Source organism: Phenylobacterium sp. (assembly GCF_031984885.1).
In the GTDB taxonomy this organism is placed as follows: domain Bacteria; phylum Pseudomonadota; class Alphaproteobacteria; order Caulobacterales; family Caulobacteraceae; genus Phenylobacterium.
Genome location: NZ_DAMABV010000008.1, coordinates 180,719 through 202,600 on the forward strand (window position 1 = coordinate 180,719; position 21,882 = coordinate 202,600).

Consider the following 21,882-nt stretch of genomic DNA (forward strand, 5'->3'; position numbering starts at 1 on the left):
GCGGGCCTTGAACGCACCCGCGTCGTCATAGGTGAACAAGCATAACCTAGCGTCATAGGCAAACGCCCGTTTGACGCGGCGGTATGGAATCCGGCCAATCCTGGACAACGGACGGCCAGATCGACCATTCATCCACATGGCCGGCCGAGCTGCGGGCCGGCCATGTGGAGGTCAGCGGATCAGACCACCGCTTCCAGCAGCGACAGGGCGTGCTCCAGCTTCGCCTTCGCAGCTTCCGACTCGGCCAGGCGTTCGCGATTCTCCTCGACCACCTCCTCCTTGGCGTTGGCGACGAAGGCCGGATTGCCGAGCTTCTTGTTCACGTGCGCGATGTCGGAGGCGTGGGTGGCGATCTCCTTGGCCAGGCGCGCGCGTTCGGCCGCCAGGTCGATGAACTCCGCCACCGGCAGGGCCAGGGTCGCGCCGTTGACGACGAACGGAATGGCCCCTTGCGGCGCCTGCTCGACGAAGGCGACCTCGGAGACCCGCAAGGTCTGGGCGATCACCGCGGCGTTGTTCGCGAACACGGCGCGCTGGCCCTCGCTGGCCTCGATGACCAGCAATTGCGGGCGGGCCGAGTGCGGCACGTTGAGCTCGGCCTTGACCGAGCGGCCTTCGCTGACCGCCGCGACGATCAGGCCGATCTCGGCGTCGGCGTCCGGATCGATCAGGGTGTCGGCCAGGCTGGGCCACCGGGCGGTGATCAGCATCCCCTCCCCGCGCGGCGCGCCAAGGTCGGCGGTCTGGGCCCACAGCTCCTCGGTCAGGAACGGCATGACCGGGTGCAGCAGCTTCAGGATGACGTCCAGCGCCCAGGCGGCCGTCGCCTGGGTCTCGGCCTTCAGCGCCTCGTCGGTTCCGTTGAGCAGCGGCTTGGCGAGCTCGACGTACCAGTCGCAGAAGGTGTTCCAGATGAAGCGGTAGAGGCCGTTGGCGGCGCCGTCGAAGCTGCAGCCTTCCAGCGCCCTGGTCACCGAATGGGCGGTGCGGACGGTCTCGCCGACGACCCAGCGGTTGAGCACGCCCTTGACCTGGGCGGGGTCGAAGCCCTCGGCGCGGGCGCAGCCGTTCACCTGGGCGAAGCGGGCGGCGTTCCACAGCTTGGTGCCGAAGTTGCGATAGCCTTCGATGCGCTGGCGCGAGAGCTTGATGTCGCGCGCCTGGCCCGACATCGCCGTCAGGGTGAAGCGCAGGGCGTCGGCGCCGTAGTCGTCGACCAGTTCCAGGGGGTCCATGACGTTGCCCTTGGACTTGGACATCTTCTTGCCCTCGGCGTCGCGAACCAGGGCGTTGATGAAGACGCGGTCGAAGGGAACCTCGCCCATGAAGTGCAGGCCCATCATCATCATCCGGGCGACCCAGAAGAAGATGATGTCGAAGCCGGTGATCAGGGTGCTGGTCGGGTAGAAGCGTTCCAGGTCGCTGGTCTTCTCCGGCCAGCCCATGGTCGAGAACGGCCACAGGCCCGAGGAGAACCAGGTGTCGAGGACGTCGTCGTCCTGGCGCAGCGGCTCGTCGTGGCCGTAGTGCTCGCGGGCGGCGGCCTTGGCCTCGCCTTCCGTCTCGGCGACGAAGATCCTGCCGTCCGGGCCGTACCAGGCCGGGATGCGGTGCCCCCACCAGAGCTGGCGCGAGATGCACCACGGCTCGATGTTCCGCATCCACTCGAAATAGGTCTTTTCCCAATGGCGGGGCTCGAAGACCGTGCGGCCTTCCTCGACCGCCTTGATCGCCGGCTGGGCCAGGACCTTGGCGTCGACGTACCACTGGTCTGTCAGGTAGGGCTCGATGACCACGCCCGAGCGGTCGCCGTGCGGGACGGCGTGGCGGGTCTTCTCGATCTCGCGCAGCAGGCCGAGTTCCTCGAAGGCGGCGACCACCTTCTTGCGCGCCTCGAAACGATCCAGGCCGCGATACTCGGCCGGGGCGTTCTCGCTGATCTTCGCATCCTCGGTGAAGATGTTGATCATCGGCAGGTTGTTGCGCTTGCCGACCTGGTAGTCGTTGAAGTCGTGCGCCGGGGTGATCTTCACCGCGCCGGAGCCCTTCTCCGGGTCGGCGTACTCGTCGGCGATGATCGGGACCGGACGGTTCACGATCGGCAGGCGGACCGCGCGGCCGATCAGGCCCTTGTAGCGCTCGTCGCTGGGATGCACGGCGACGGCGGTGTCGCCGAGCATGGTCTCGGGGCGGGTCGTGGCGACGACGATCTCGCCCGAGCCGTCCTCCAGCGGATAGGCGAAGTGGTAGAAGGCGCCGTCGACCTCCTTCTGCTCGACCTCGATGTCCGAGATCGCGGTCTGGAAGTGCGGGTCCCAGTTCACCAGGCGCTTGTCGCGATAGATCAGGCCCTGCTTGTGCAGGGTGACGAAGACCTTGCGGACCGCGGCCGACAGCCCGTCGTCCAGGGTGAAGCGCTCACGGCTCCAGTCGCAGGACGCGCCCAGGCGGCGAAGCTGGTTGGTGATGGTCCCGCCGCTCTGCGCCTTCCATTCCCAGACCTTGGCGATGAACTCCTCGCGGCCCATGTCGCGGCGGCCGATGTTGCCGGCGGCGGCGAGCTGACGCTCGACCACCATCTGGGTGGCGATGCCGGCATGGTCGGTGCCCGGCAGCCACAGGGCGGCCTTGCCCCGCATCCGCTCGAAGCGCGTCAGCACGTCCTGCAGGGTGTTGTTCAGCGCATGGCCGATGTGCAGCGAGCCGGTGACGTTCGGCGGCGGAATGACGATCGAGAACGGCTCGGCGGCCGGGTCGGCGCTGGGCGCAAACGCGCCCGAGCCCTCCCACATGGCGTAGAGGCGCTGTTCGGCGGTCTTGGGGTCGAAGTTTTTTTCAAGCATTTGGGGCGCTGCATACATTTTCGATCATCGGCGTGGAAGCGCGATGACATGGGAATCCGCTCATCCCCGCGCCGGCGGGGGTCCAAGCGGACTCGCAATCGATCGACAGTGCAGGCTCAGCTTGGGTCCCCGCCAGGCGGGGGAGCGACGCTTTTGGGCCTTTAGCGTACTCGCCCGCGGGCGATGCGCTCGACTTCCTTGTCGACGGTCTGCTGGACGATGCCGGGCAGGTTCTCGTCCAGCCACTGCTTGAGCAGCGGGCGGAGCAGTTCGCGCACCACGTCTTCCAGCGTGCGCCCTTCGGCCGGCATCTGGATCGCCGCCGAGAGCTGGCCGAAGGCCGAGGCCGCGGCGCTGGCCGCGACCGCGCCCACCAGACCCTCGCCGACCTCGACGGGCGGGGGCGGCGGCTCTTCATAGGCCGGCGCTTCCGGCTCGTCGTGCATCGACGGGGTGTAGACGTCGAGATCGCCGACGGATTCGACCTTCTCGGTCAGCTCCAGCGCGCCGTCGTCGTCTTCCTCGACCGGCTCCGGTTCGGGCTCGAACGCCGGCGCGGCCGCCTGGGCGGGCTCGGGTTCGGGTTCCGGCGCAGGAGCCGCGGCGTCCGCCGGCGCGTCATCTTCGGAGATGATGCGCCGGATGGAGGCCAGGATCTCCTCCATCGTCGGTTCTTGCGAGGTCTGTTCAGACATTTCAGGGCCGCCGGTGGTGCGAGAGAGAATCCGTCACGCCAAGCTAGGCGCGACGGTGTGATCCTGCAATTTCCGCCAGAAGGCGCAAGCGCGTATTCGCCCGTGAGGCGAAACTGCGCACTGAAAATTTACCTTACTTCGGGGCCGGAGGCGGCTGCGGCGTGGTCGGCTTCTCGACGGTCTTGGGGGTCAGCACCCCGTCGACCACCGCGATCGGCTCTTCCCACGGCACCCAGCCCCAGGTGATGCGGTTCTTGTTGAAGTTGGTGGCGGGATCGTAGCGGGTGACGCCGACGTCCAGCATCGGGGCTTCCAGCCGGCCCATCTGGGAGAGCACCAGCGAACTGGCGACGAACTCGTCACGACGCGCGCTGACCTGCGAGAGCTCGGCGTTGCGCAGTTCCTGCTCGGCGTTCAGCACGTCGAGGGTGGTGCGCAGGCCGACTTCCTGCTCCTGCTTGGTGCCTTCCGCGGCGATGCGGGCGGCCCTCACCTGCTGGTCGGTGGAGGCGATGTTCGCCTTGCTGGCCAGGTGCTGGTTCCACGCCTGGGTCAGGCTCTGCATCACCGCACGGCGCGCGATCTCGACATTGATGCGCTCGGCGTTGTGGCGTTCCGAGGCCGCGCGCACGCGCGACGAGGTCAGGCCGCCGGTGAACAGCGGGACGGTCAGGGTCGCGCCGGCGCGAACGGTGCGCGAGGAGTCCTCGCCCGACCAGGGATCGGCCTGGCCGGTATATCCGAGCGAGCCGGTCAGGCCGAGGCTCGGCATATGCTCGGCCTTGGCCGCGGCCAGGCGGGCGCGGCTGCCCTGCTCGGCATACTGGGCCTGGCGGATCTGCGGATTGTTGTTCTCGGCCGCCTCGTAGGCCTGGGTCACGTCGGCGGGCAGCAGGTCGCTGAGCGGCGGCTCGGGGGCCAGGTCGCCGGGGTTCTGGCCGACCACGGCGGCGTAGACGGCGCGGCTGGAGGCCAGTTGCGCCTGGGCCTGGGAGAGCTGGGCCTCGGCGGCGGCGAGACGCGCCTCGGACTGGGCGACGTCGGTGCGGGTGATCTCGCCCACGTCGAAGCGGGCCTGGGACTCGTCGAGCTGGCGCTGGAGGACGCGCACGTTCTCCTCGCGGATGCGCAGCCCCTCCTGGTCGCGGCGGGTGTCGGCATAGGCCTGGATGACCGATTGCAGCACCACGGCCTCGGTCCGGCGGAGTTGTTCGCGGCCGGCCAGGATGTCGGCTTCGGCGGCGTTGACCGCGGCGGCGACCCGGCCGCCGGTATAGAGCGGCTGGTTCAGTTGCAGGGTCGCCGAAGCGCTGTTGTCGTCGCGACGGCCGCCCACCAGCGTGTCGCGGATCCCGTCGCCGTTGGTGTCGATATAGTCGCCGAGGCCGGGGGTGCGGATGTCGGCGTAGGCGACCGAGCCGCTGACCTGCGCCTGCGGGCGGTAGCCGGCCCTGGCCTGCACCCAGTTCTCGTCCAGCGCCCGCTGCGTGGCGCGCTGCGCCTGCAGGGTCGGGTTGGAATCGTAAGCGAGAGCGATAGCCTCGGCCAGGGTTTCGGCGGACGCCGGCGCGGCGATCGCGAGCGCAAGTCCTGCGCTGTAGACCGCGGCCAACAAACCTCCGCGACGACTATTGAACATGGTTATCCCCGAAACGGCGTAGTGAGACCGGGTCCTATATGACCGGCTATTGGGCGCCGGACTAGTGGGCTCGACCTTAAGCTTTTTTCACGCCCAGGTTTCGACCGTGTTTCACGTACGCCATCTGAGCGCGAGGATCGCCTTAACCTAAAACGCGAAACCGGGTTTTGGTTCAAATCCTGGGAGCACCGGCGCCATCGCGTCGAACAGCGTCCGGCGGCCGATCCCGTCCTCGGCGCGGACATAGAGAATGGCCTTGGCGGTCGGCCCGTCCCGCTCGATCACCAGCAGCCGGCCGTTCAGGGCCAGGGCGTCGAGCCAGGTCTGCGGGGCCTGGGTGACGGCGCCCTCGACCACGATCAGGTCGTATTCGCCGCCGGGGAGCGCCTTGAGGTCGTCGGTGTCCAGGCGCTCGACCTCGACGTCCAGGGCCTGGAGGACCGCGGCGGCGTAAGGCGCGGCGATGGCCAGGGCGCGCTCGCCCTCCACCGGCCGGGCGGCCTGGAGCAGCTTGGAGACTTCACGCGGGCGCAGCAGGTAGCGGCCCGGGGCGTATTCCACGTCGGCGTCGGCATAGGCCTGGAACGCCTTGTCCGCGGGGATCAGCGCCTCGCGCGCGATGGCGCGCATGGCGTCGTGCAGCCGCACGTCCGTCACGTCGTTGGTGCGAACTTGGCTCTCGACCATGTTGAGCCGGGCGGCGGCGAAATCGGCGGCCATGATTCCTCGACGGGGCAGACGGGATACGAAACTTCGCCGCGCTTATAGGTCCGCCCCTCCCGTTAAGGCAATCGGCCCATGAGACCCATGAGAGAGGATTGCAGGGAGCGGCCCGTTCTGTTAGCGATCCGCCCTCCCCGGTTTCGGCCGGCGGCGGCCTGATGGCGGAGTGGTGACGCAGCGGACTGCAAATCCGTGAACCCGAGTTCGATTCTCGGTCAGGCCTCCAAACTTCTCAGATAGTTAGCGGAATCGATGATCGCGCGGCTTGCCGCGATCCAGGCGATCTCCAGGCGGGCGACTCAATCATCTGGCCCGGAAGCTGGGGCTGCGGTCAGGGCGACGGCGGTTCGCGGATCAACAGGTCCTCGTAGAAGGCGCCGATCGGCCTGGTCTGGTGGGCGATCTGAATCTCCAGGATCCAGAGGCCCGTGGTCGGCGGCGCGTCGAAGTCGCCCAGGGCGCCGGCCTTGTAGATGGCGTGCGGGAAGTCGCTGACGCGATGGCCCTTCACCTCCCAGTTCAGGCGCCAGCCCATGGCGGCCGCCCGCTCGCCGGCATACCGGTAAAGCCCCTCCCCGCTCAGACCCTCGTCCCGCCAGCGGGCCGCAACGTCCCGCCAGAGCGTGCGGGCGGCCTGCGCGCACGCCGCCATCTCGGCGTCCTCCCCCACCACGAAGGTGTCGCCGGCGTCGCCCTCGTGTCCGTCCCAGACCACCCCGAGGTCGACATAGAAGATGTCATCGGCCTTCAGGACATAGCTGGGCTGGAAATCGCCGAAGAACGTCTCCAGCGTGCCGGGACCGAAGCGGACCACGTTTCGATGCCAAAGGCGCTCCATGCCCATGGACTCGAGCACCTCCTGGGCGATCTCCGCGCCCCGCGCCTCGGTGATCCCCGGACCGATCGCCGCCCCGATCCTGCGAACGGCCTCGAAGGTCAGGTCGCGGGACCGGATCATCTTGGCGAGTGAGAACCCCTCGCCTACGGCTTCACGGCGCGTGTGGGTCAGGTCGCCCATCTATCCCTCCTGCTGTGCGACGGCGGCGATCGCCTCGGCCTTGGCGGACAACGACGGGCCGATGATCGCCTGACCGGCCGAGACGGCGCGCACGATGCGCTCACGCGCTCGCCGGCCTTCCGGGGTCGGCATCATCGCGTAATTGTGCGGCTGGCCCTCCTGCAGATGCAACTCGACCGGGACGCCGGCGGCGCGCGCCTTCGCTGCGAGATCGACGCTGTCGGGATAGAGAAAGTCGCGCGTCCCAGCGAATACGATCATCGGCGCCAAGTCGCGGAAATCACCGTTCAACGGACTGACGTACGGGTGGGCGACGTCCAGATCGCCGGCATAGAGGCGCGCAGCTTCCAGAATTCCCGGAATGTCCAGCATCGGGTCGCGCGCGGCGATCGCCTTGCGCTCGTCATGGTCCACCGACGCGTTCAGGGCGGGAGACACCAGGACCAGCCCGTCCGGCTGACGATATCTTGTGTCCCGCAGCCATTGGGCGGCCGCCAATCCCAGTCCGGCGCCGGCCGAGTTGCCGACGACCGTAACCTTCGCAGGCCCCGCCTCCTCCAGGAGCTTCGCCAACAATGCGCCCATCGCCGGCACGATGTCCTTCGCGGTGGCGAAAGGCGCCAGCGGAAAGACCGGAACGACGCACCGAACGCGGGCCTGGCGGGTCAGGGCGGCCACGAAGCGCCAGTGGGCGCGGACGATTTCATGGATGTATCCGCCGCCGTGCACGAACAGCGCGTAGTTGGCGACGTCCGGATGCTCGGACGGCGCGGTCTGGTACACGGGCCACCCTCCGACGTTCTTCAACGCGACCTCGACGCCGCGCCCCAGATCGGCGGGCCCATAGGCGGCGGGCCGCAAAGCCAATCTGCGGACCTGTGCCTGCACGACCTCGGCGGACGCCCAATGCGTCTTCATCGGAAGGCGCCGCAGCAGACCGTTGAGGCAGCGGCTCTGCCAACTCGGCCCCACGCCATCGGCCGACGGCGCCGTAGGGCCTCCCCCACGGCGCATCTGACCGTGCCGAGTTGACGACATCTTCCCAACGCTCATGACCACGTCCTGCTTGAGTGCGAGTTCGGCTTGTTCCGAGGCGAGGCGCTCGCCGTCGACCGCGACCATAATGCGAGTGATAACTCGCGTTACCTACTCGCATTGGCCCCACATTCGGAACGCCGCCATGGCCCGCAAGCCGGCCATGAAACCCAGGAAGCACGCCTTTCAGGCGTGCTCGGGCGCGAGGCCCTTGGCGAAGCGACCGCTCGCATTCTGGTCCAGAGCGGTTCGGCGGCTACCAGGCGAGATTGTAGCCGCGTCCGACCTCGACGGCCCGCAAATAGGCGGGCCGCCGATGCATGCGCGACAAGAACAGGTTGAGGTTCTCGTGCGATGCGAGCTGCCCGAACTCGCGCGCGACCTCAAGAAAGCAGGCGACCTGTATGTCCGCCGCCGTGAAATCCTCGCCTACGAAGTAGTTGCGATCTCCCAGGACGCCCGAAAGGAAAGCAATCTGCGCCTGCAACTCTTCCGCAGCGGCGGCTGAGCGGTCGCTTTTGATGAACGCCAGAAGCCACGCGAACGCCGAACCCTCGGCATGATGCAACAGGACATCGTAGTCGATCCGATCGGGAGAGTGGTCCCCTGGGCGCAGGCGCCCACCTGAATATTTCCGAAGTACATGCTCAATGATGGCTCCGGATTCAGCGAATATCTTACCGTCCTCTTCGACGATCGGCGCTTTTCCGAGGGGATGAAGCGCTTTGAATTCTCGCGAAGCCCGGCCCGTATATGGATCGCGCTCGTAATGCAGAACCTGGTACGGCGCGCCCAATTCTTCTAATAGCCAGATGATCCGCTGGGACCGCGAGTTGATGAGATGGTGGACCCGCAACATGTTCGCCTCCTGTTTGCGGATCGATCTAGCTGGCGCGGGTGATACGCGATAATGCGCTTGCTTATAGGCAGCGATACCCTTGGAGTATGGCGTGGACCTCCAGCACATCCGGACGTTTGTAACCATCGCTTCGGAAGGGAGCATCCAGGCCGCCGCCCGCAGGCTTGGCGTCGCCCAGCCGCCGCTTTCGCGCCAACTCCGCCGGCTCGAGGATGAGTGTGGTGAACTCCTGTTCGATCGCAGCCGGCGTGGCGTGACGCTGACGGCGGCCGGTCGCGCGCTGCTGGATCGCGCCCGGCAGATCCTGGTGGATTTTGATGATCTGGCGAAGTTTGCGCGAAACGTCGGCGACGGCACGCAGGGCGAACTCGCGGTGAGTTTCGATGGCTCGGCGGTCTTCGACGTCGTGACCCAGGCGATCAGCACCTTCAGCAACCAATACCCCGGCGTGCGCGTCGCCATCGCCGACATCGCCACCGACGATCAATGGCCGGCGCTCGACGAGGGTCGGGTTCAAGCTGGCTTTGTGTTCCTGCCGCAAGGCTCGCCGGGCCACCTGGCCCATCGGCCCGTACATACGTCGAAGATGATGATCGCGATCGACCAGTACCATCGCCTGGCCGCCGCCGCCTCGATCCAACCTGCCGACCTGGCGGGCGAACGCATCATCATGAACGACTGCCGCGTCTCGCGCGCGCTTGTCGAGGCAGCCATCGTCCAAATCCCGCGGCCCGGAAACGCCCCGGTGATCGAGGGCGGGATCGGCCGATTGCACGTCATGCTCGGTCTGGTGGCCGCCGGACACGGGATCGCCATCCTCCCGGAAGCGTTGCGCGTCATCCATCGCGACGGCGTCGTTTATCGCGATGCGGGGCCGGATTTTCCTGAGCTGACCTTGAGCATCGCCTGGAACCCGGCCGTTCGACACCCGGCCCGCGACCGCTTCCTCGCCCACCTTCAAGGCGCCTCGCCGCCCCCGGCGCCCCGGCGCGCCGCCGCGCGGGCCGGAATGGGCCGGGATCTCACGCCGGAAACCTGAGGCGGCGATCAGCCTGGCCGCGCCTTGGTTCGACAAACGACGAGCGTGTTGCCGACGCCTTGCATCACCGAGACCAGGGAGGGGGCCAGGCCCTCCAGCTCCAGCGCCTTCGCGATCCATTGCGCCGCCCATGACTTGGGACCGTCGGCCACGTTCCAGACGACCAGCCCGCCCGGCGTGACGGCCCGCGCCAGCAGCGATCCGATGTCGCTGGTGAGGATGGCCTCCGGAATCTCAACGCCATGGAAGACGTCGACGGCGATGGCCGACCACGCCCGCGGCGTGGTCCGCAGGAACTCCAGCGCGTCGGCATGGACGCACTCCACGTCTGGCGGAAGGTGGAACCATCGGCGCGCGATCTCGAAGGCCGCCTGCCAATTGTCGACGGCGGTCACCCGGACCCCGCTGCGGCTGAGCTGGGTGGCGAGCGCGCCGCCGGCGGTGCCCAGCAGGAGCACGCTCTTGGCGCCGGCGAGGGCGCGTTCCATGGCGGCGACATAGCCCAGCAGGTTCTTGCCGCCGGAATCGACGTGGGTGTAGAGCGCGCCGCCGTCGAAGTAGAGACGCGAACCGTCGCGTTGCCGCTCGAGAACGCGAATCCTGCGTCCGTCTTCGTCGCGCGCGACCAGAATCTTCATCTCGCGGCCACCCCGTCACGGAGACCGCATCCCGGCCGTCCTGCCTGCCCTGTCACCGCCCGAACACCGGACCGAAACGCCCGACGCCCTGATCAACTGCGTTTGACGACAAATCCTGATGTGCAAACCATCAATATGATCTCTCCAGACATCACTACCGGGATTCCACATCGCAAGTCACGACGCAGCTTGGCCTCCCTGACGAACCACGGCGGTTCGAAGGCCTGGTTCCCGTGTCAGCGGCAGGAGAATTCGCAGAGCGCCTCGGCGCGGCGCCGTCCGGCGGTCAGACCTTGATGATGCTAAAAATATCAGCTCAGATGGATGGATGATCATTCCTGCCGAACCGAGAGCCGCTCGAACGCTGCTTGGCGTCGGCCAGGCGCTGCGATGATCTTCGGCGGCCTGCCAGCGATCCTGGGCGCGAACGCCATCCTCCTCAGCCTGGGCGTGGTCGCAGGCGTCACCTCTCTGATCGGCCCCCGGCGGCTCCCGATCTACCCGCTTTGCGCGGCCGTCGGCGCGATCGCCGCGGGCCTGGCCCTGGCCGCGCTCCTGGCCGGCGACGTGGAGAGCGTGGTGCTGCCGCTCGGCGTTCCCTGGATCGGCGCCCACTTCAGGATCGATCCGCTTGCGGCGCTGTTCCTGGTCATCGTGAATCTCGGCGGCTGCGCCGCCAGCGTCTATGCGATCGGCTACGATCGCCATGAGACCTCGCCCGGCCGCGTCACGCCCTTCTATCCAGCCTTCCTGGCCGGCATGAGCCTGGCCATCCTCGCCGGCGACGCCTTCACCTTCCTGGTGTCGTGGGAGTTCATGTCGCTCATGTCGTGGGCCTTGGTGATGGCGCACCACAAGGCCCCGGGCGTCGCCTTCGCCGGCTACATCTATCTGGTCATGGCGAGCTTCGGCGCCCTGGCGCTGCTGCTGGCCTTCGGCCTCCTGGCCGGTCCGCAGGGGCACTACGACTTCGACGCCATGCGAGCGGCCCAGCATCCCCTGGCCGGATTGATCCTGATCCTGGCCTTGATCGGCGCCGGGTCGAAGGCGGGCCTGATCCCTCTCCACGCCTGGCTGCCGCTCGCCCACCCGGCCGCGCCCAGCCATGTTTCGGCCCTGATGAGCGGGGTGATGACCAAGGTGGCGGTCTACGCCTTCGTTCGCATCGCCTTCGACCTGATCGGCCAGCCGCAGTGGTGGTGGAGCCTGCCGGTCCTGACCCTCGGCGCCGTCACCGCCGTCGTCGGGCTGCTCTATGCGCTGATCCAGGAGGACCTGAAGCGGCTGCTCGCCTACAGCACGATCGAGAATCTTGGCGTCATCTTCATGGGCCTGGGGCTGGCCCTCGCCTTCAAGGCCAACGACATGCCCCAGGCCGCCGCCCTGGCGATGACGGCGGCGCTGCTGCACGCCGTCAACCATGCGACGTTCAAGAGTCTGCTGTTCTTCGGCGCCGGTTCGGTCTTGGCCGCGACGGGGCAGCGCAGCCTCGAAAATCTCGGCGGCCTCATCCGACGCATGCCGGTCACGAGCTTTGCATTCCTGGTCGGCGCGGCGGCGATCTGCGCCCTGCCCCCGCTCAACGGCTTCGTCTCCGAATGGCTGCTGTTCCAGGCGGTGCTGGTGAGCCCGGACCTGCCGCAATGGACTCTGAAGTTCCTCGTTCCCGCCGCCGGCGCGATGCTGGCCCTGGCCGCGGCGCTGGCCGCGGTCTGCTTCGTGCGGGCCTTCGGCGTCGCCTTCCTCGGACGTCCCCGGTCACCCGCGGCGGAGACGGCCGTCGAAGTCGACCGGTTCCAGACCTGGACCATGCTTGTCCTGGCGCTGGCCTGCCTGCTGGGCGGCGTCCTGCCCGGGCTCCTGATCGATGCTCTGAGCGGACCGGTTCAGCTCGCGACGGCCGGACGACACCTGCCGACGCAGGCCTCGCAGCCCTGGCTCACCCTGATCCCGATCTCGGCCGGTCGCAGCTCCTACAACGGCCTCGTCATCTTCGTCTTCATCGCCTTCGCCGCCCTGGTCTCCGGCTCGGCGATCCGCGCCCTCGCCTCGCGCGCCGTGCGCCGTGCGCCGGCCTGGGACTGCGGCTTTCCCGATGCGCGCCCGGTCACTCAATATACGGCCAGCAGCTTTGCACAGCCGCTGCGGCGCGTGTTCGGACCCGTCGTGTTCCAAGCCAAGGAAACCGTTGAGATGCCTGGTCCGGGCGAACTGGGCCCGGCCCGGTTCAGCGTCAGGCTGCGCGACCTGATCTGGGACTATCTGTATGTCCCGATCGGCCGAGCCGTCGAGAGCGTGGCCGAACGGCTGAACGGCCTGCAGTTCCTGACCATACGCCAGTATCTGAGCCTGGTCTTCGCCCTCCTGGTGCTGCTGCTCGTGGTGATCAGCCTGTGGCGGTGATCCTCGACATCCTGACCCAGGGCCTGCAGATGATCCTGGTCCTGGCGCTGGCGCCGCTGCTGACGGGGCTCGTGCGCAAGGTGAAGGCGCGCCTGCTTCGCCGCCAGGGACCGCCGCTGCTCCAGCCCTATCGCGACCTTCTGCGCCTGATCCGCAAGGAGGCGGTCGTGGCCGAGAACGCCTCTTGGCTGTTCCGCGCCGCGCCCTACGCCATCTTCGCCGCCACCTGGGTGGCCGCCGCCCTGATTCCGACCTTCGCCTCCGGACTGCTGTTCAGTTGGTCGGCCGACATCATCGTCATCGTCGCGTTGCTGGGCAGCGCCCGGTTTTACCTGACGCTCGCCGGCATGGACGTCGGTACGAGCTTCGGCGGCATCGGCTCCAGCCGCGAGGTGATGATCGCGACCCTGGCCGAACCGGCGATGCTGATGGTGGTGTTCACCCTCTCGCTCCTGGCCCGCTCGACCCAGCTCTCGACGATCGTCCAGGTGATGGATTTCTCGCAGGTCGGGCTGCGCATCTCGCTCGCCATGGCCCTGATCGCGCTGATCCTGGTCGCCCTGGCGGAGAATGCACGGATCCCGGTCGACAATCCGGCCACCCACCTCGAGCTGACGATGGTCCACGAAGCCATGGTGCTGGAATATTCCGGGCGGCATCTGGCGATGATCGAGATCGGCGCGGCGCTCAAGCTGCTGCTCTACCTGTCGCTGATCATCGCCCTGTTCCTGCCGTTCGGCATGGCCCGGCCCGGCGCGGGGCTGGTCGCCTATCTGGTCGGGCTGGGCGCCTATCTGGCCAAGCTCGCGGTCGGGGGCGTGCTGCTGGGACTGTTCGAGACCTCCATCGCCAAGATGCGGGTGTTCCGCGTGCCCGAGTTCCTGGGCGCCGCGCTGATGATGGCCTTCCTGGCGACTCTTCTTCTGTTCGTATCGCGAGGTCTCTGATGGACGGCCTCGCTTTCGACATCGCCCACCTGCTGGCCGGCTCGATGGTGCTGGTCAGCTTCCTGATGCTCTATCAGGACCGCCTCTACAGCCTGCTCAACACCTTCGCGCTGCACGCGGTGATGCTGGCCCTGGCGGTCGGCTGGCAGGCGCACATCCAGGCCGCGCCGCATCTCTACGTCACCGCCGCCATCGCCTTGCTGTTCAAGGGGGTGGCGATCCCCATCGCCCTGCACCGGCTCATCCGCCGGATGGGCATCCATCGGGAGGTCGAGACCGTAGGCGGCATCGGCGTGACCATGATCGTCGGCATCGGCCTGGTCGCGCTCTCCATCATGGTCATGCTGCCGGTGACGGCCGCGTCCGGCGTGCTGGCGCGCGAGGACCTAGCGTTCGCGTTGTCCGTGCTGCTGCTGGGCCTGCTGATGATGATCACCAGGCGCAACGCCGTCAGTCAGGTCGTCGGCTTCATGTCGCTGGAAAACGGCCTGGTGCTGGCCGCGACCGGGGCCAGGGGCATGCCGCTCGTGGTCGAGATCAGCGTCGCCTTCTCGATCCTGATCGCCTTCATCGTCATCGGCATTTTCCTGTTCCGCATCCGTGAGCGGTTCGACACCGTCGACGTGCAGGCGCTCGACACCTTCAGGGGCGATCGCCAATGAGCGACCTGGGCGCCGTCGGTCTCGTCGGGGTGCTGGCGATTCCGCTGGCCGCGGCGCTGATCCTGGCGCTGCTGCCGGGCTACAAGATCTCGGCCAGGCTGAACGTCCTGGCGTCCGGCCTGTCGTTCCTCTCGGCCCTGGTGCTCATCGAGCAGCGGCCGCCGCCGAGCGACATCCTGTTCGTCGACGATCTCAACATCGTCTTCATCGTGCTGAACACCTTCATCGGCTTCACGACCAGCGTGTTCAGCGCCAGCTATATCCGCCACGAACTGGAGACGGGGCGCCTGACGCCCGTCTACCTGCGCTTCTATCACGCGATGTACCAGTTCATGCTGTTCGGCATGAGCCTGGCGCTCGCGGCGCAGAACGTCGGCGTGATGTGGGTGGCGGTCGAACTGGCGACCCTGACGACCGTGGTCATGGTCGGCATCTACCGCACCCACGAGGCCATCGAGGCGGCCTGGAAGTACTTCATCCTCGGCAGCGTCGGGATCGCGCTGGCCCTGTTCGGGACCATCCTCGTCTATCTCGCCGCCCAGCCGGTGATCGGCGAGGGCATGAACGCCATGTCCTGGATTCAACTGGTCGCCAACGCGGCGCGGTTCGATCCGGCCCTGCTCAACCTGGCCTTCATCTTCCTGCTCCTGGGCTATGGCACCAAGGTCGGCCTCGCGCCCCTGCACGCCTGGCTGCCCGACGCCCATGCCGAGGGCCCGACGCCGATCTCGGCCGTCCTGTCCGGCCTGCTGCTCAATGTGGCGCTCTATGCGGTGCTGCGGTTCAAGGTGGTGATGACCGCCAACGCCCAGGCGATCGCCCCAGGGCCGCTCCTGATCACCATGGGCCTGACCTCGCTGATCTTCGCCGGCTTCATGCTCTATCGCCGCGGCGACATCAAAAGGCTGTTCGCCTATTCCTCGATCGAGCACATGGGCATCATCGCCTTCGCGTTCGGCATGGGCGGGCCGCTGGCCAACTTCGCGGGCCTGCTGCACATGACCATGCACAGCCTGACCAAGTCGGCGATCTTCTTTGCGGTCGGCCACGTGACCCAGGCCAAGGGCACGCAGGATCTGGACGACATGGGCGGCCTGACCGTCACCCATCCCGCCCTGGGCTGGGGCCTGATCCTGGGGGTCGTGGCCATCGCCGGCATCCCGCCCATGGGCGTGTTCATGAGCGAGTTCCTGGTGGTCAGCTCCACCTTCGCGCGCGAACCGCTGCTGGCGATCCCGCTGGTGTTCGGGCTGCTGGTCGCGTTCGGCGCCCTGGTGCTGAGGCTGCAGCATGTGGCCTTTGGCGAACCCCGGGGCGCCAATCACAAGGTCAGCGCGTCCTATGCGCCGCTGTTGATCCATCTCGCGATCGTGCTGATCGCCGGCGTCTATCTGCCTCCGGCCGTCGTGGCGTGGTTCCAGCACGTGGCAAGGATGTTGGGATGAGGTGATGACCGAAGCGAGGCTCCTCAACGACGCCGGCTGGACGCGGATCGGCCGGGCCCTGCGGCAGGGCGAACTGGAGCTGGTCTCGCTGTGGGGCGAGCCGGGAGCGGTCCATGTGGCGGTGCGCGAGCCGACCGGCCCGAGCTTGACGGTGCACAGCCTGCCCTGCCCCGGCGGCGGCTATCGCGCGCTCAGCCTCGCCCATCCGCCGGCGGCCCGCCTGGAACGCGCATTGGCCGAATTGACCGGGCTGAGGCCCATGGGCGCGCCGGACCTGCGCCCCTGGCTGGACCATGGCCGCTGGGAGGTCGATCACCCGATGGGCGATGCGCAGCCGTCCACGCAGGCTGGGTCGACCTACACCTTCCTGCCGGTCGAAGGCGAAGGGCTGCACCAGGTCCCCGTCGGCCCGGTCCATGCCGGCGTCATCGAACCCGGGCATTTCCGCTTCACCGCCAACGGCGAAACCATCGTGCGGCTGGAGGCGCGGCTTGGCTATGCCCACAAGGGAACCCTGAGCCTGATCGCCGGCGCGGCGCTGGACCATGCCGCGCGATTGGCCGGGCGGATCTCGGGCGACAGCACCGTCGCCTACGCCCTCGCCTTCGCGCTGGCCGCCGAGGTCGCCTTGGGCGTCACCGCTCCGCCACGAGCGCAATGGCTCCGCGGACTGATGGCCGAGCTCGAGCGCCTCGCCAACCATCTCGGCGACATCGGCGCCATCTGCAACGACGCCGCCTTCGCGATCCTCCACGCCCATTTCGGCGTCCTGCGCGAGCGGGTGCTGCGGGCCGCCGCCGCCGCGTTCGGGCACAGGCTGATGATGGACCTGATTGTCCCTGGCGGCGTGGCCGCGGACATCCGCCCCGGCGGACCAGACGCCATCGCCGAAGCGTTGCGGCAGATCCGATCCGTGCTCCCGGGCCTGATCGACATCTATGACGAGACCAACTCGCTGCAGGACCGGACCGTGGGCACGGGGATCGTATCGGCCGAGAACGCCAGGACCTTTGGCGCAGGCGGCTTCGTCGGCCGGGCGTCCGGCCGCGACTTCGATGCGCGCCGATGGAGGCCCTATGCGCCCTATGACGCGCTGTCGTTCGAGGTCCCGGTCTTCACCGAAGGCGACGTCAATGCGCGGGTCTGGGTTCGCATCCGCGAAGTCCAACAGAGCCTGGCGATGATCGACGAGATGCTGGCGCGCCTGCCGGCCGGATCGTTTCGCCTGGACCTGCCGGCGGCGGCCGGCGGCGCGCAGGAAGGCGTGGCCCTGGTCGAAGGCTTCCGCGGCGACATCTTCGCCTGGCTGCGGCTGGACGGCGCCGGCAGGGTCGGCGCCTGCCACCTGCGCGACCCGTCGTGGTTCCAGTGGCCGCTGCTGGAAACCTGCGTGAAGGACAACATCATCGCCGACTTCCCGCTCTGCAATAAGTCGTTCAACTGCTCCTACTCGGGTCACGACCTGTAGCCCCATGCGCAATCTGTTCCTGCAAGGACTTGTCCAGTCGGCCCTGACCGAGCCGGGCCCCTCAGCCGATCCGGCCGCGACGGCCGAGCTGGCCGCATTGGCCGCAAGGCTCGACCGCGCCGCCAGGCGCCGCCTTGGGCGCAGCCTGTCCATACGCGAGATCGACGCCGGCTCCTGCAACGGCTGCGAGCTCGAGATCAACGCGCTCGGCAACGCCTTTTACGATCTGGAGCGCTTCGGGCTCCGCTTCGTCGCCTCGCCGCGGCACGCCGATGTGCTGCTGGTCACCGGGCCGGTCACCCGGAACATGCGAGAAGCGCTCGAGCGGACGTGGCAGGCGACGCCGGATCCCAAGTGGGTGGTGGCCGCGGGCGATTGCGCCTGCACCGGCGGCCTGTTCGCCCAGAGCTACGCCTGTCTTGGGGCGCTGGAGGGAGTCATTCCGGTCGATCTGCATATCCCGGGATGCCCCCCGCCGCCCGCTCAACTGCTTGCGGGCCTTGTCAGTCTTCTGGAGAGCAACGGCTCCGAGGCGCGCCGGTCGCGGTGAGACCATCGGATCGCCCCGTCGAGCCCGAGCGCCGCGCGCCCGCCACATCACTTTAGAAGCTGAACGCCCAGACGGCGCGCAGGACCCGCCGCCCGCCCAGGCGCCCGGCAGACCACCACCGTGTTGCTGTACTCGTCGTTGGTCACCTGGATCATCTCCGGGACAAGGCCGATCCGCCTCATCGCGCGGCCCACCCAGGCGGCGGTCCAGGAAAAGGGCGCGTCAGCCACGTTCCAGACGACGACGCCCCCGGGCTCGAGCGCGCCAAGCAGCAGGTCGCCGAACTCCGAGGTCATGAACTGATCGGGTATCTCCATGCCGCGGAACAGGTCGACCGCGACGCCGTTCCAGCGGCGCCTGCCGCCTCGCAGGAAGGCCCGCGCGTCGGCGTGGACGCACTCGATCCGGCTGGGGAGATGGAACCAACGCCTGGCGGCCGTGAAGGCCCAGGCCATATCATCGACCGCGGTCACCTCGGCTCCCCGGCGGCTCAGCGCGGTGGCCAGCGCTCCGCCAGCGGTTCCGAGCAACAGAACCCGCGCCGAAGCCGCGAGGGCGCCGCGCATGGTCTCGACATAGGCCAGGAGGTTTTCACCGTCCCGATCGATATGCGTGTAGAGCGCATCCCCCTCGACATAGGCGCGGGATCCATCGTGCTGCAGCTCGATAACCCGAAGGCGGCGTTCGCCGTCGTCGTGGGTGGCCAGCACGATCATCGGCCGTCCGGGCCAGGGGCGAAGCGGGATCGGCAAGGAGCCGCCGACCGGCCGTCACCTCGGCCGGCGAGCGATGTCGATGAAGCCAGGCCAGGACCGTGCATGTCCCGGCGCATAGCATGACGAACACATCCAGGTCGATAACCTAAACCCCACGCATGATGCCTTAAACATCATTCCTGCACGATCGGCGCTATCTTCGTTCGAGCAGCCTCACGCCACGACCGGCGCCCTCGCTACGCGCCCCGCTGGCGATCAGTTCGACGCCGGCCTCATTGATCGCGTTGACGACCTTTTCCAGGCTGTCTACGACTGCGCGAACGATCCCGTCGCTGGCTTCCATCCGCTGGATGGTCGGCAACGAGACTCCGGACAGGCGCGCCAGTTCCTTCTGGTCGATGCCAAGAAGGGCCCGCGCGGCTTTCATCTGCGATCCAGTGATCATTCTGCTATCTATAATGATGCCCTGAGCATCATCAAGACGCGATCGCGGGTAGCAAGTTGCGAGCCTTCAGGGCGTCGCCGGCGGGATCACGCGCAAGATCAAACTCCGCTGCGCCCCAGCAGGGGTCCTGCCGAAGAAGATTCGCGACCGCGCCCAAAGCGGCCGGGCTGTCGAAGGACAGGTGCATGCGGTCGTACCATGTCGAGAGTACGACGCAGGTCGGGGAGCGATGCTCTGCGTAGTCGATCTTGAAGATCGGCAAGGCGCTGAGCCCGCCCTGGGCGTCGATGAACATGATCCGCCAGTTGGTCACCAGCACCAGGCCGCAGACGCACTCCTCGCCGCGGACGCGCTCAGCCGCCCAACCTTCGATCATGACCTCGCCCTCGAGCGGACGAACGCCCTGCCGCAACGCGGCGAGATTCCCGGTCACGCCCATTCGGTTCTCCTTCGGGTAGCGCCATCGCGGACCCTGATCGCCGCCATGCACGCGAGCGCAATTAAACCAACCTATGGATTTTTCCTATTGGCTTTTTGATGTTTGATGCATCATTCGATCAATATGAAACCAGCCCTACCGCGCGCGAACCCAGCCTACGCGCCCCACATCGCCGACATCCCCACGGTCTTCGTCGTCGAACGCGACGTCGGGCATCGCAGCGCCATGGCCCAAGGCCTGCGCGCCGACGGGATGAACGTCATCGAGTTCGCCAGGAGCGCCGAGGCCCTGGCGGCGGTGTCCGATGGCGGACGCCCGGCGATCCTGGTGATCACGCCCGAGGGCGACGGCCTGCCCGATCACGAACTCGCCTGCCGAGCCAGGGCCGCCGCGCCCCGGACCGACATCGTGTTCACCCGCAGCCCCAGCGGCGCGCCCCCGCCTGGATCCCATGTGCTGGCCAGGCCCTTCACGCCCGGCAGGCTCTCGCGCTTCATTCGTCTTGTCGTCGCCAAGCCCGCGTTGCGGAGCACGCTGCAGGGGCTTTACCGGCAGGCGCATGCGACCTCGCCCCGGCCCGTCGCATGAACGTGTCCGACGCCATGCTGGCGGGCCTCCGCTGCCGTTGCCCGAACTGCGGAGAGGCCCCGCTGTTTTCCGGGTACCTGAAGGTCCGCGCCACGTGCGAGGCCTGCGCCGCCGACCTTTCGCAGGCCGATTCCGGCGATGGGCCGGTGGTCTTCATCCTGCTTGTCGTGGGGGCCATCGGCTGCTTCGGGATGCTGTTCGTCGAGTTCAGCTTTCATCCGCCGGTATGGCTGCAGTTCCTGCTCTGGCTACCTGGAATGGGGCTGCTGACCCTGGCCGCGCTTCGGCCCTTCAAGGCCGTTCTCATCGCCCTGCAGTTCCATAACCGAGCCGCCGAAGCGCGCCATGGCGACTAAGCTGCGCCAGGGCCTCCCTGCAATTTAGGCCGCAGGCTTACGCGACGGGCGCCTTGCCGCGCGCGCGGCAGCCAATAGTTTGTCCGCCAATAGCGGAGGAACGGACATGGCGGATTTCGGAAGCGACCTTGGGCTCGAGGATTTCCGCGCGGAGGCCCGCGCGTGGCTGGAGGCGAACTTCCCGGCCTCGCTGCGCGGCAAGCCGGGCGTCGCCGCGGCCCTGATGGACGGCGCGCCGGCGGAGGGCGACGTCCTGCTCTGGAAGACCCGCATGGGCGAGAAGGGCTGGGGCACGCCGACCTGGCCGGCGGAATACGGCGGCGGCGGCCTGAGCGGCCAGCAGGCCCGCGTGCTGGGCCAGGAAATGGCCAAGATCGGCGCGTTCAATCCGCTGACCTTCGGCATGGGCGTGACGATGATCGGCCCGACGATCCTCGACTACGGGACCGAGGAGCAGAAGCGCAGGCACATCCCGCCGATCGTCCGCGGCGACGTGCGCTGGTGCGTCGGCTACTCCGAGCCCAACGCCGGGTCGGACCTGGCCTCCCTGCAGACCCGGGCGGTAGACGCCGGCGACCACTGGGTGATCACCGGCCAAAAGACGTGGACTTCGGGCGCCCAATACTCCGACTGGTGCGGCTGCCTGGTGCGGACCGACCCGAAGGCCAGGAAGCATGACGGCATCACCTTCATGCTGATCGACATGCACCAGCCGGCCATCGAGACGCGGCCGATCGCGCTGATCGCCGGCGCCTCGCCGTTCTGCGAGACCTTCTTCACCGACGCGCGGGCCGAGAAGGACGCGGTGCTGGGCGAGCTGAACGTCGGCTGGACGGTGGGCAAGCGGCTGTTGCAGCACGAACGCGCCAGCCAGACCGGCGCCGCCAACGGGCCGCGCGCCACGCCGATGCACGAGATCGCCAAGCGCTACCTGGAGCTGGACGCGCAAGGCCGCATCGCCGACCGCGACCTGCGCACCCGCCTCACCCAGCACCTGATGGACGCCCAGGTCCACCGCCTGACCCTGGCGCGGGCGGCGGCGGAATCGAAGGGCGCGTCGGGCGCGACCAACGCCGCCTCGATCCTCAAGAACTCGGCCACCCACGTCGCCCAGACCCGCGCCGAACTGACGCTGGAGATCATGGGCCACCAGGGCCTGGGCTGGGAGGGCGAGGCCTTCGCCGGCGACGAGATCGACGCGGTGCGTAGCTGGCTCGGCGGCAAGGCGATGTCGATCTACGGCGGCTCGGCCGAAATCCAGAACAACATCATCTCCAAGCGCATCCTCGGCCTGCCCGACAACACCCAGTCGAGCTGAGCCCTGGCGGGCGCCCCCGGGATCGGCCACAACTGATCCGGAATAGAGGGCCGCCG

The 21,882-nt window shown here is 67.9% G+C and carries 21 protein-coding genes and 1 tRNA gene; 11 read left to right on the forward strand and 11 right to left on the reverse strand.

The window, feature by feature from the left end:
* Positions 1–179: 179 nt before the first annotated feature.
* The 4 genes from RTL41_RS14060 to RTL41_RS14075 all read right to left on the reverse strand — a co-directional run bounded on the left by RTL41_RS14060 (position 180) and on the right by RTL41_RS14075 (position 5,897).
* A complete protein-coding gene (locus RTL41_RS14060) occupies positions 180–2,843 on the reverse strand; it encodes a valine--tRNA ligase (RefSeq protein ID WP_312165540.1) in 2,664 nt (887 codons plus the stop codon).
* Positions 2,844–3,004: 161 nt separating this feature from the next.
* Entirely contained in the window at positions 3,005–3,538 is a 534-nt protein-coding gene (locus tag RTL41_RS14065) for a DUF2497 domain-containing protein (RefSeq protein WP_312165542.1), read from the reverse strand.
* A gap of 133 nt (positions 3,539–3,671) precedes the next feature.
* Positions 3,672–5,150: a TolC family outer membrane protein gene (locus RTL41_RS14070; RefSeq protein ID WP_312165544.1), complete on the reverse strand. Its 1,479-nt coding sequence runs from the start codon at positions 5,148–5,150 to the stop codon at positions 3,672–3,674.
* A gap of 174 nt (positions 5,151–5,324) precedes the next feature.
* On the reverse strand, positions 5,325–5,897 hold the full coding sequence (locus RTL41_RS14075) for a protein-L-isoaspartate O-methyltransferase (RefSeq protein ID WP_312165546.1): 573 nt from the start codon (positions 5,895–5,897) through the stop codon (positions 5,325–5,327).
* A 155-nt stretch (positions 5,898–6,052) separates the two neighbouring features.
* Between RTL41_RS14075 and RTL41_RS14080 the strand changes: the two genes are divergently transcribed.
* Positions 6,053–6,126, forward strand: a tRNA-Cys gene (locus RTL41_RS14080).
* Positions 6,127–6,231: 105 nt separating this feature from the next.
* Here RTL41_RS14080 and RTL41_RS14085 read toward each other — a convergent pair.
* From RTL41_RS14085 to RTL41_RS14095, 3 genes are all read right to left on the reverse strand, one after another.
* The gene (locus RTL41_RS14085) at positions 6,232–6,918 is read right to left on the reverse strand and encodes a M24 family metallopeptidase (RefSeq protein ID WP_312165549.1); all 687 of its coding nucleotides are present in this window, start codon (positions 6,916–6,918) and stop codon (positions 6,232–6,234) included.
* On the reverse strand, positions 6,919–8,040 hold the full coding sequence (locus RTL41_RS14090) for an alpha/beta fold hydrolase (protein WP_312165550.1): 1,122 nt from the start codon (positions 8,038–8,040) through the stop codon (positions 6,919–6,921).
* A gap of 169 nt (positions 8,041–8,209) precedes the next feature.
* On the reverse strand, positions 8,210–8,812 hold the full coding sequence (locus RTL41_RS14095) for a glutathione S-transferase (RefSeq protein ID WP_312165553.1): 603 nt from the start codon (positions 8,810–8,812) through the stop codon (positions 8,210–8,212).
* A 91-nt stretch (positions 8,813–8,903) separates the two neighbouring features.
* On the opposite strand from RTL41_RS14095, the gene RTL41_RS14100 reads away from it, so the two are divergent.
* Positions 8,904–9,851, forward strand: a complete 948-nt coding sequence (locus RTL41_RS14100; protein WP_312165554.1) for a LysR family transcriptional regulator — start codon at positions 8,904–8,906, stop codon at positions 9,849–9,851.
* Between the two features lie 8 nt (positions 9,852–9,859).
* Here RTL41_RS14100 and RTL41_RS14105 read toward each other — a convergent pair whose 3' ends face one another.
* Entirely contained in the window at positions 9,860–10,489 is a 630-nt protein-coding gene (locus RTL41_RS14105; RefSeq protein ID WP_312165556.1) for a hypothetical protein, read from the reverse strand.
* 390 nt (positions 10,490–10,879) lie between these two features.
* Here RTL41_RS14105 and hyfB point away from each other — a divergent pair, with 390 nt between their 5' ends.
* Genes hyfB through RTL41_RS14135 form a run of 6 tightly spaced genes read left to right on the forward strand, consistent with a single transcriptional unit; the run spans position 10,880 to position 17,964 of the window.
* A complete protein-coding gene (hyfB, locus tag RTL41_RS14110) occupies positions 10,880–12,892 on the forward strand; it encodes a hydrogenase 4 subunit B (RefSeq protein WP_312165558.1) in 2,013 nt (670 codons plus the stop codon).
* The gene (locus tag RTL41_RS14115) at positions 12,883–13,839 is read left to right on the forward strand and encodes an NADH-quinone oxidoreductase subunit H (RefSeq protein ID WP_312165560.1); all 957 of its coding nucleotides are present in this window, start codon (positions 12,883–12,885) and stop codon (positions 13,837–13,839) included. Before hyfB ends, RTL41_RS14115 begins: the two co-directional genes overlap by 10 nt.
* Complete coding sequence (locus tag RTL41_RS14120) at positions 13,839–14,501, forward strand: hypothetical protein (protein ID WP_312165562.1); 663 nt, start codon at positions 13,839–13,841, stop codon at positions 14,499–14,501. Before RTL41_RS14115 ends, RTL41_RS14120 begins: the two co-directional genes overlap by 1 nt.
* The gene (locus RTL41_RS14125; protein ID WP_312165564.1) at positions 14,498–15,946 is read left to right on the forward strand and encodes a hydrogenase 4 subunit F; all 1,449 of its coding nucleotides are present in this window, start codon (positions 14,498–14,500) and stop codon (positions 15,944–15,946) included. The genes RTL41_RS14120 and RTL41_RS14125 overlap by 4 nt, the downstream gene beginning before the upstream one ends.
* A 4-nt stretch (positions 15,947–15,950) precedes the next feature.
* On the forward strand, positions 15,951–17,414 hold the full coding sequence (locus RTL41_RS14130; protein ID WP_312165566.1) for a hypothetical protein: 1,464 nt from the start codon (positions 15,951–15,953) through the stop codon (positions 17,412–17,414).
* Positions 17,415–17,418: 4 nt separating this feature from the next.
* On the forward strand, positions 17,419–17,964 hold the full coding sequence (locus RTL41_RS14135) for an NADH-quinone oxidoreductase subunit B family protein (RefSeq protein WP_312165568.1): 546 nt from the start codon (positions 17,419–17,421) through the stop codon (positions 17,962–17,964).
* Between the two features lie 47 nt (positions 17,965–18,011).
* Here the strand turns inward: RTL41_RS14135 and RTL41_RS14140 are convergent, their stop codons facing one another.
* The 3 genes from RTL41_RS14140 to RTL41_RS14150 form a co-directional block, all read right to left on the reverse strand.
* Positions 18,012–18,680, reverse strand: coding sequence for a hypothetical protein (locus RTL41_RS14140; RefSeq protein ID WP_312165570.1), 669 nt, complete (start codon positions 18,678–18,680; stop codon positions 18,012–18,014).
* A gap of 193 nt (positions 18,681–18,873) precedes the next feature.
* Positions 18,874–19,125 carry a helix-turn-helix transcriptional regulator gene (locus RTL41_RS14145; protein ID WP_312165572.1) on the reverse strand — a complete coding sequence of 84 codons (252 nt, stop codon included), beginning with the start codon at positions 19,123–19,125 and terminating at the stop codon, positions 18,874–18,876.
* 31 nt (positions 19,126–19,156) lie between these two features.
* A complete protein-coding gene (locus RTL41_RS14150) occupies positions 19,157–19,564 on the reverse strand; it encodes a hypothetical protein (RefSeq protein ID WP_312165574.1) in 408 nt (135 codons plus the stop codon).
* A 123-nt stretch (positions 19,565–19,687) separates the two neighbouring features.
* Here RTL41_RS14150 and RTL41_RS14155 point away from each other — a divergent pair, with 123 nt between their 5' ends.
* From RTL41_RS14155 to RTL41_RS14165, 3 genes are all read left to right on the forward strand, one after another.
* Positions 19,688–20,152, forward strand: a complete 465-nt coding sequence (locus RTL41_RS14155) for a hypothetical protein (protein ID WP_312165577.1) — start codon at positions 19,688–19,690, stop codon at positions 20,150–20,152.
* Positions 20,149–20,508, forward strand: a complete 360-nt coding sequence (locus RTL41_RS14160) for a DUF983 domain-containing protein (RefSeq protein WP_312165580.1) — start codon at positions 20,149–20,151, stop codon at positions 20,506–20,508. The genes RTL41_RS14155 and RTL41_RS14160 overlap by 4 nt, the downstream gene beginning before the upstream one ends.
* 106 nt (positions 20,509–20,614) lie before the next feature.
* Positions 20,615–21,826, forward strand: a complete 1,212-nt coding sequence (locus tag RTL41_RS14165; protein ID WP_312165582.1) for an acyl-CoA dehydrogenase family protein — start codon at positions 20,615–20,617, stop codon at positions 21,824–21,826.
* Positions 21,827–21,882 lie beyond the last annotated feature (56 nt).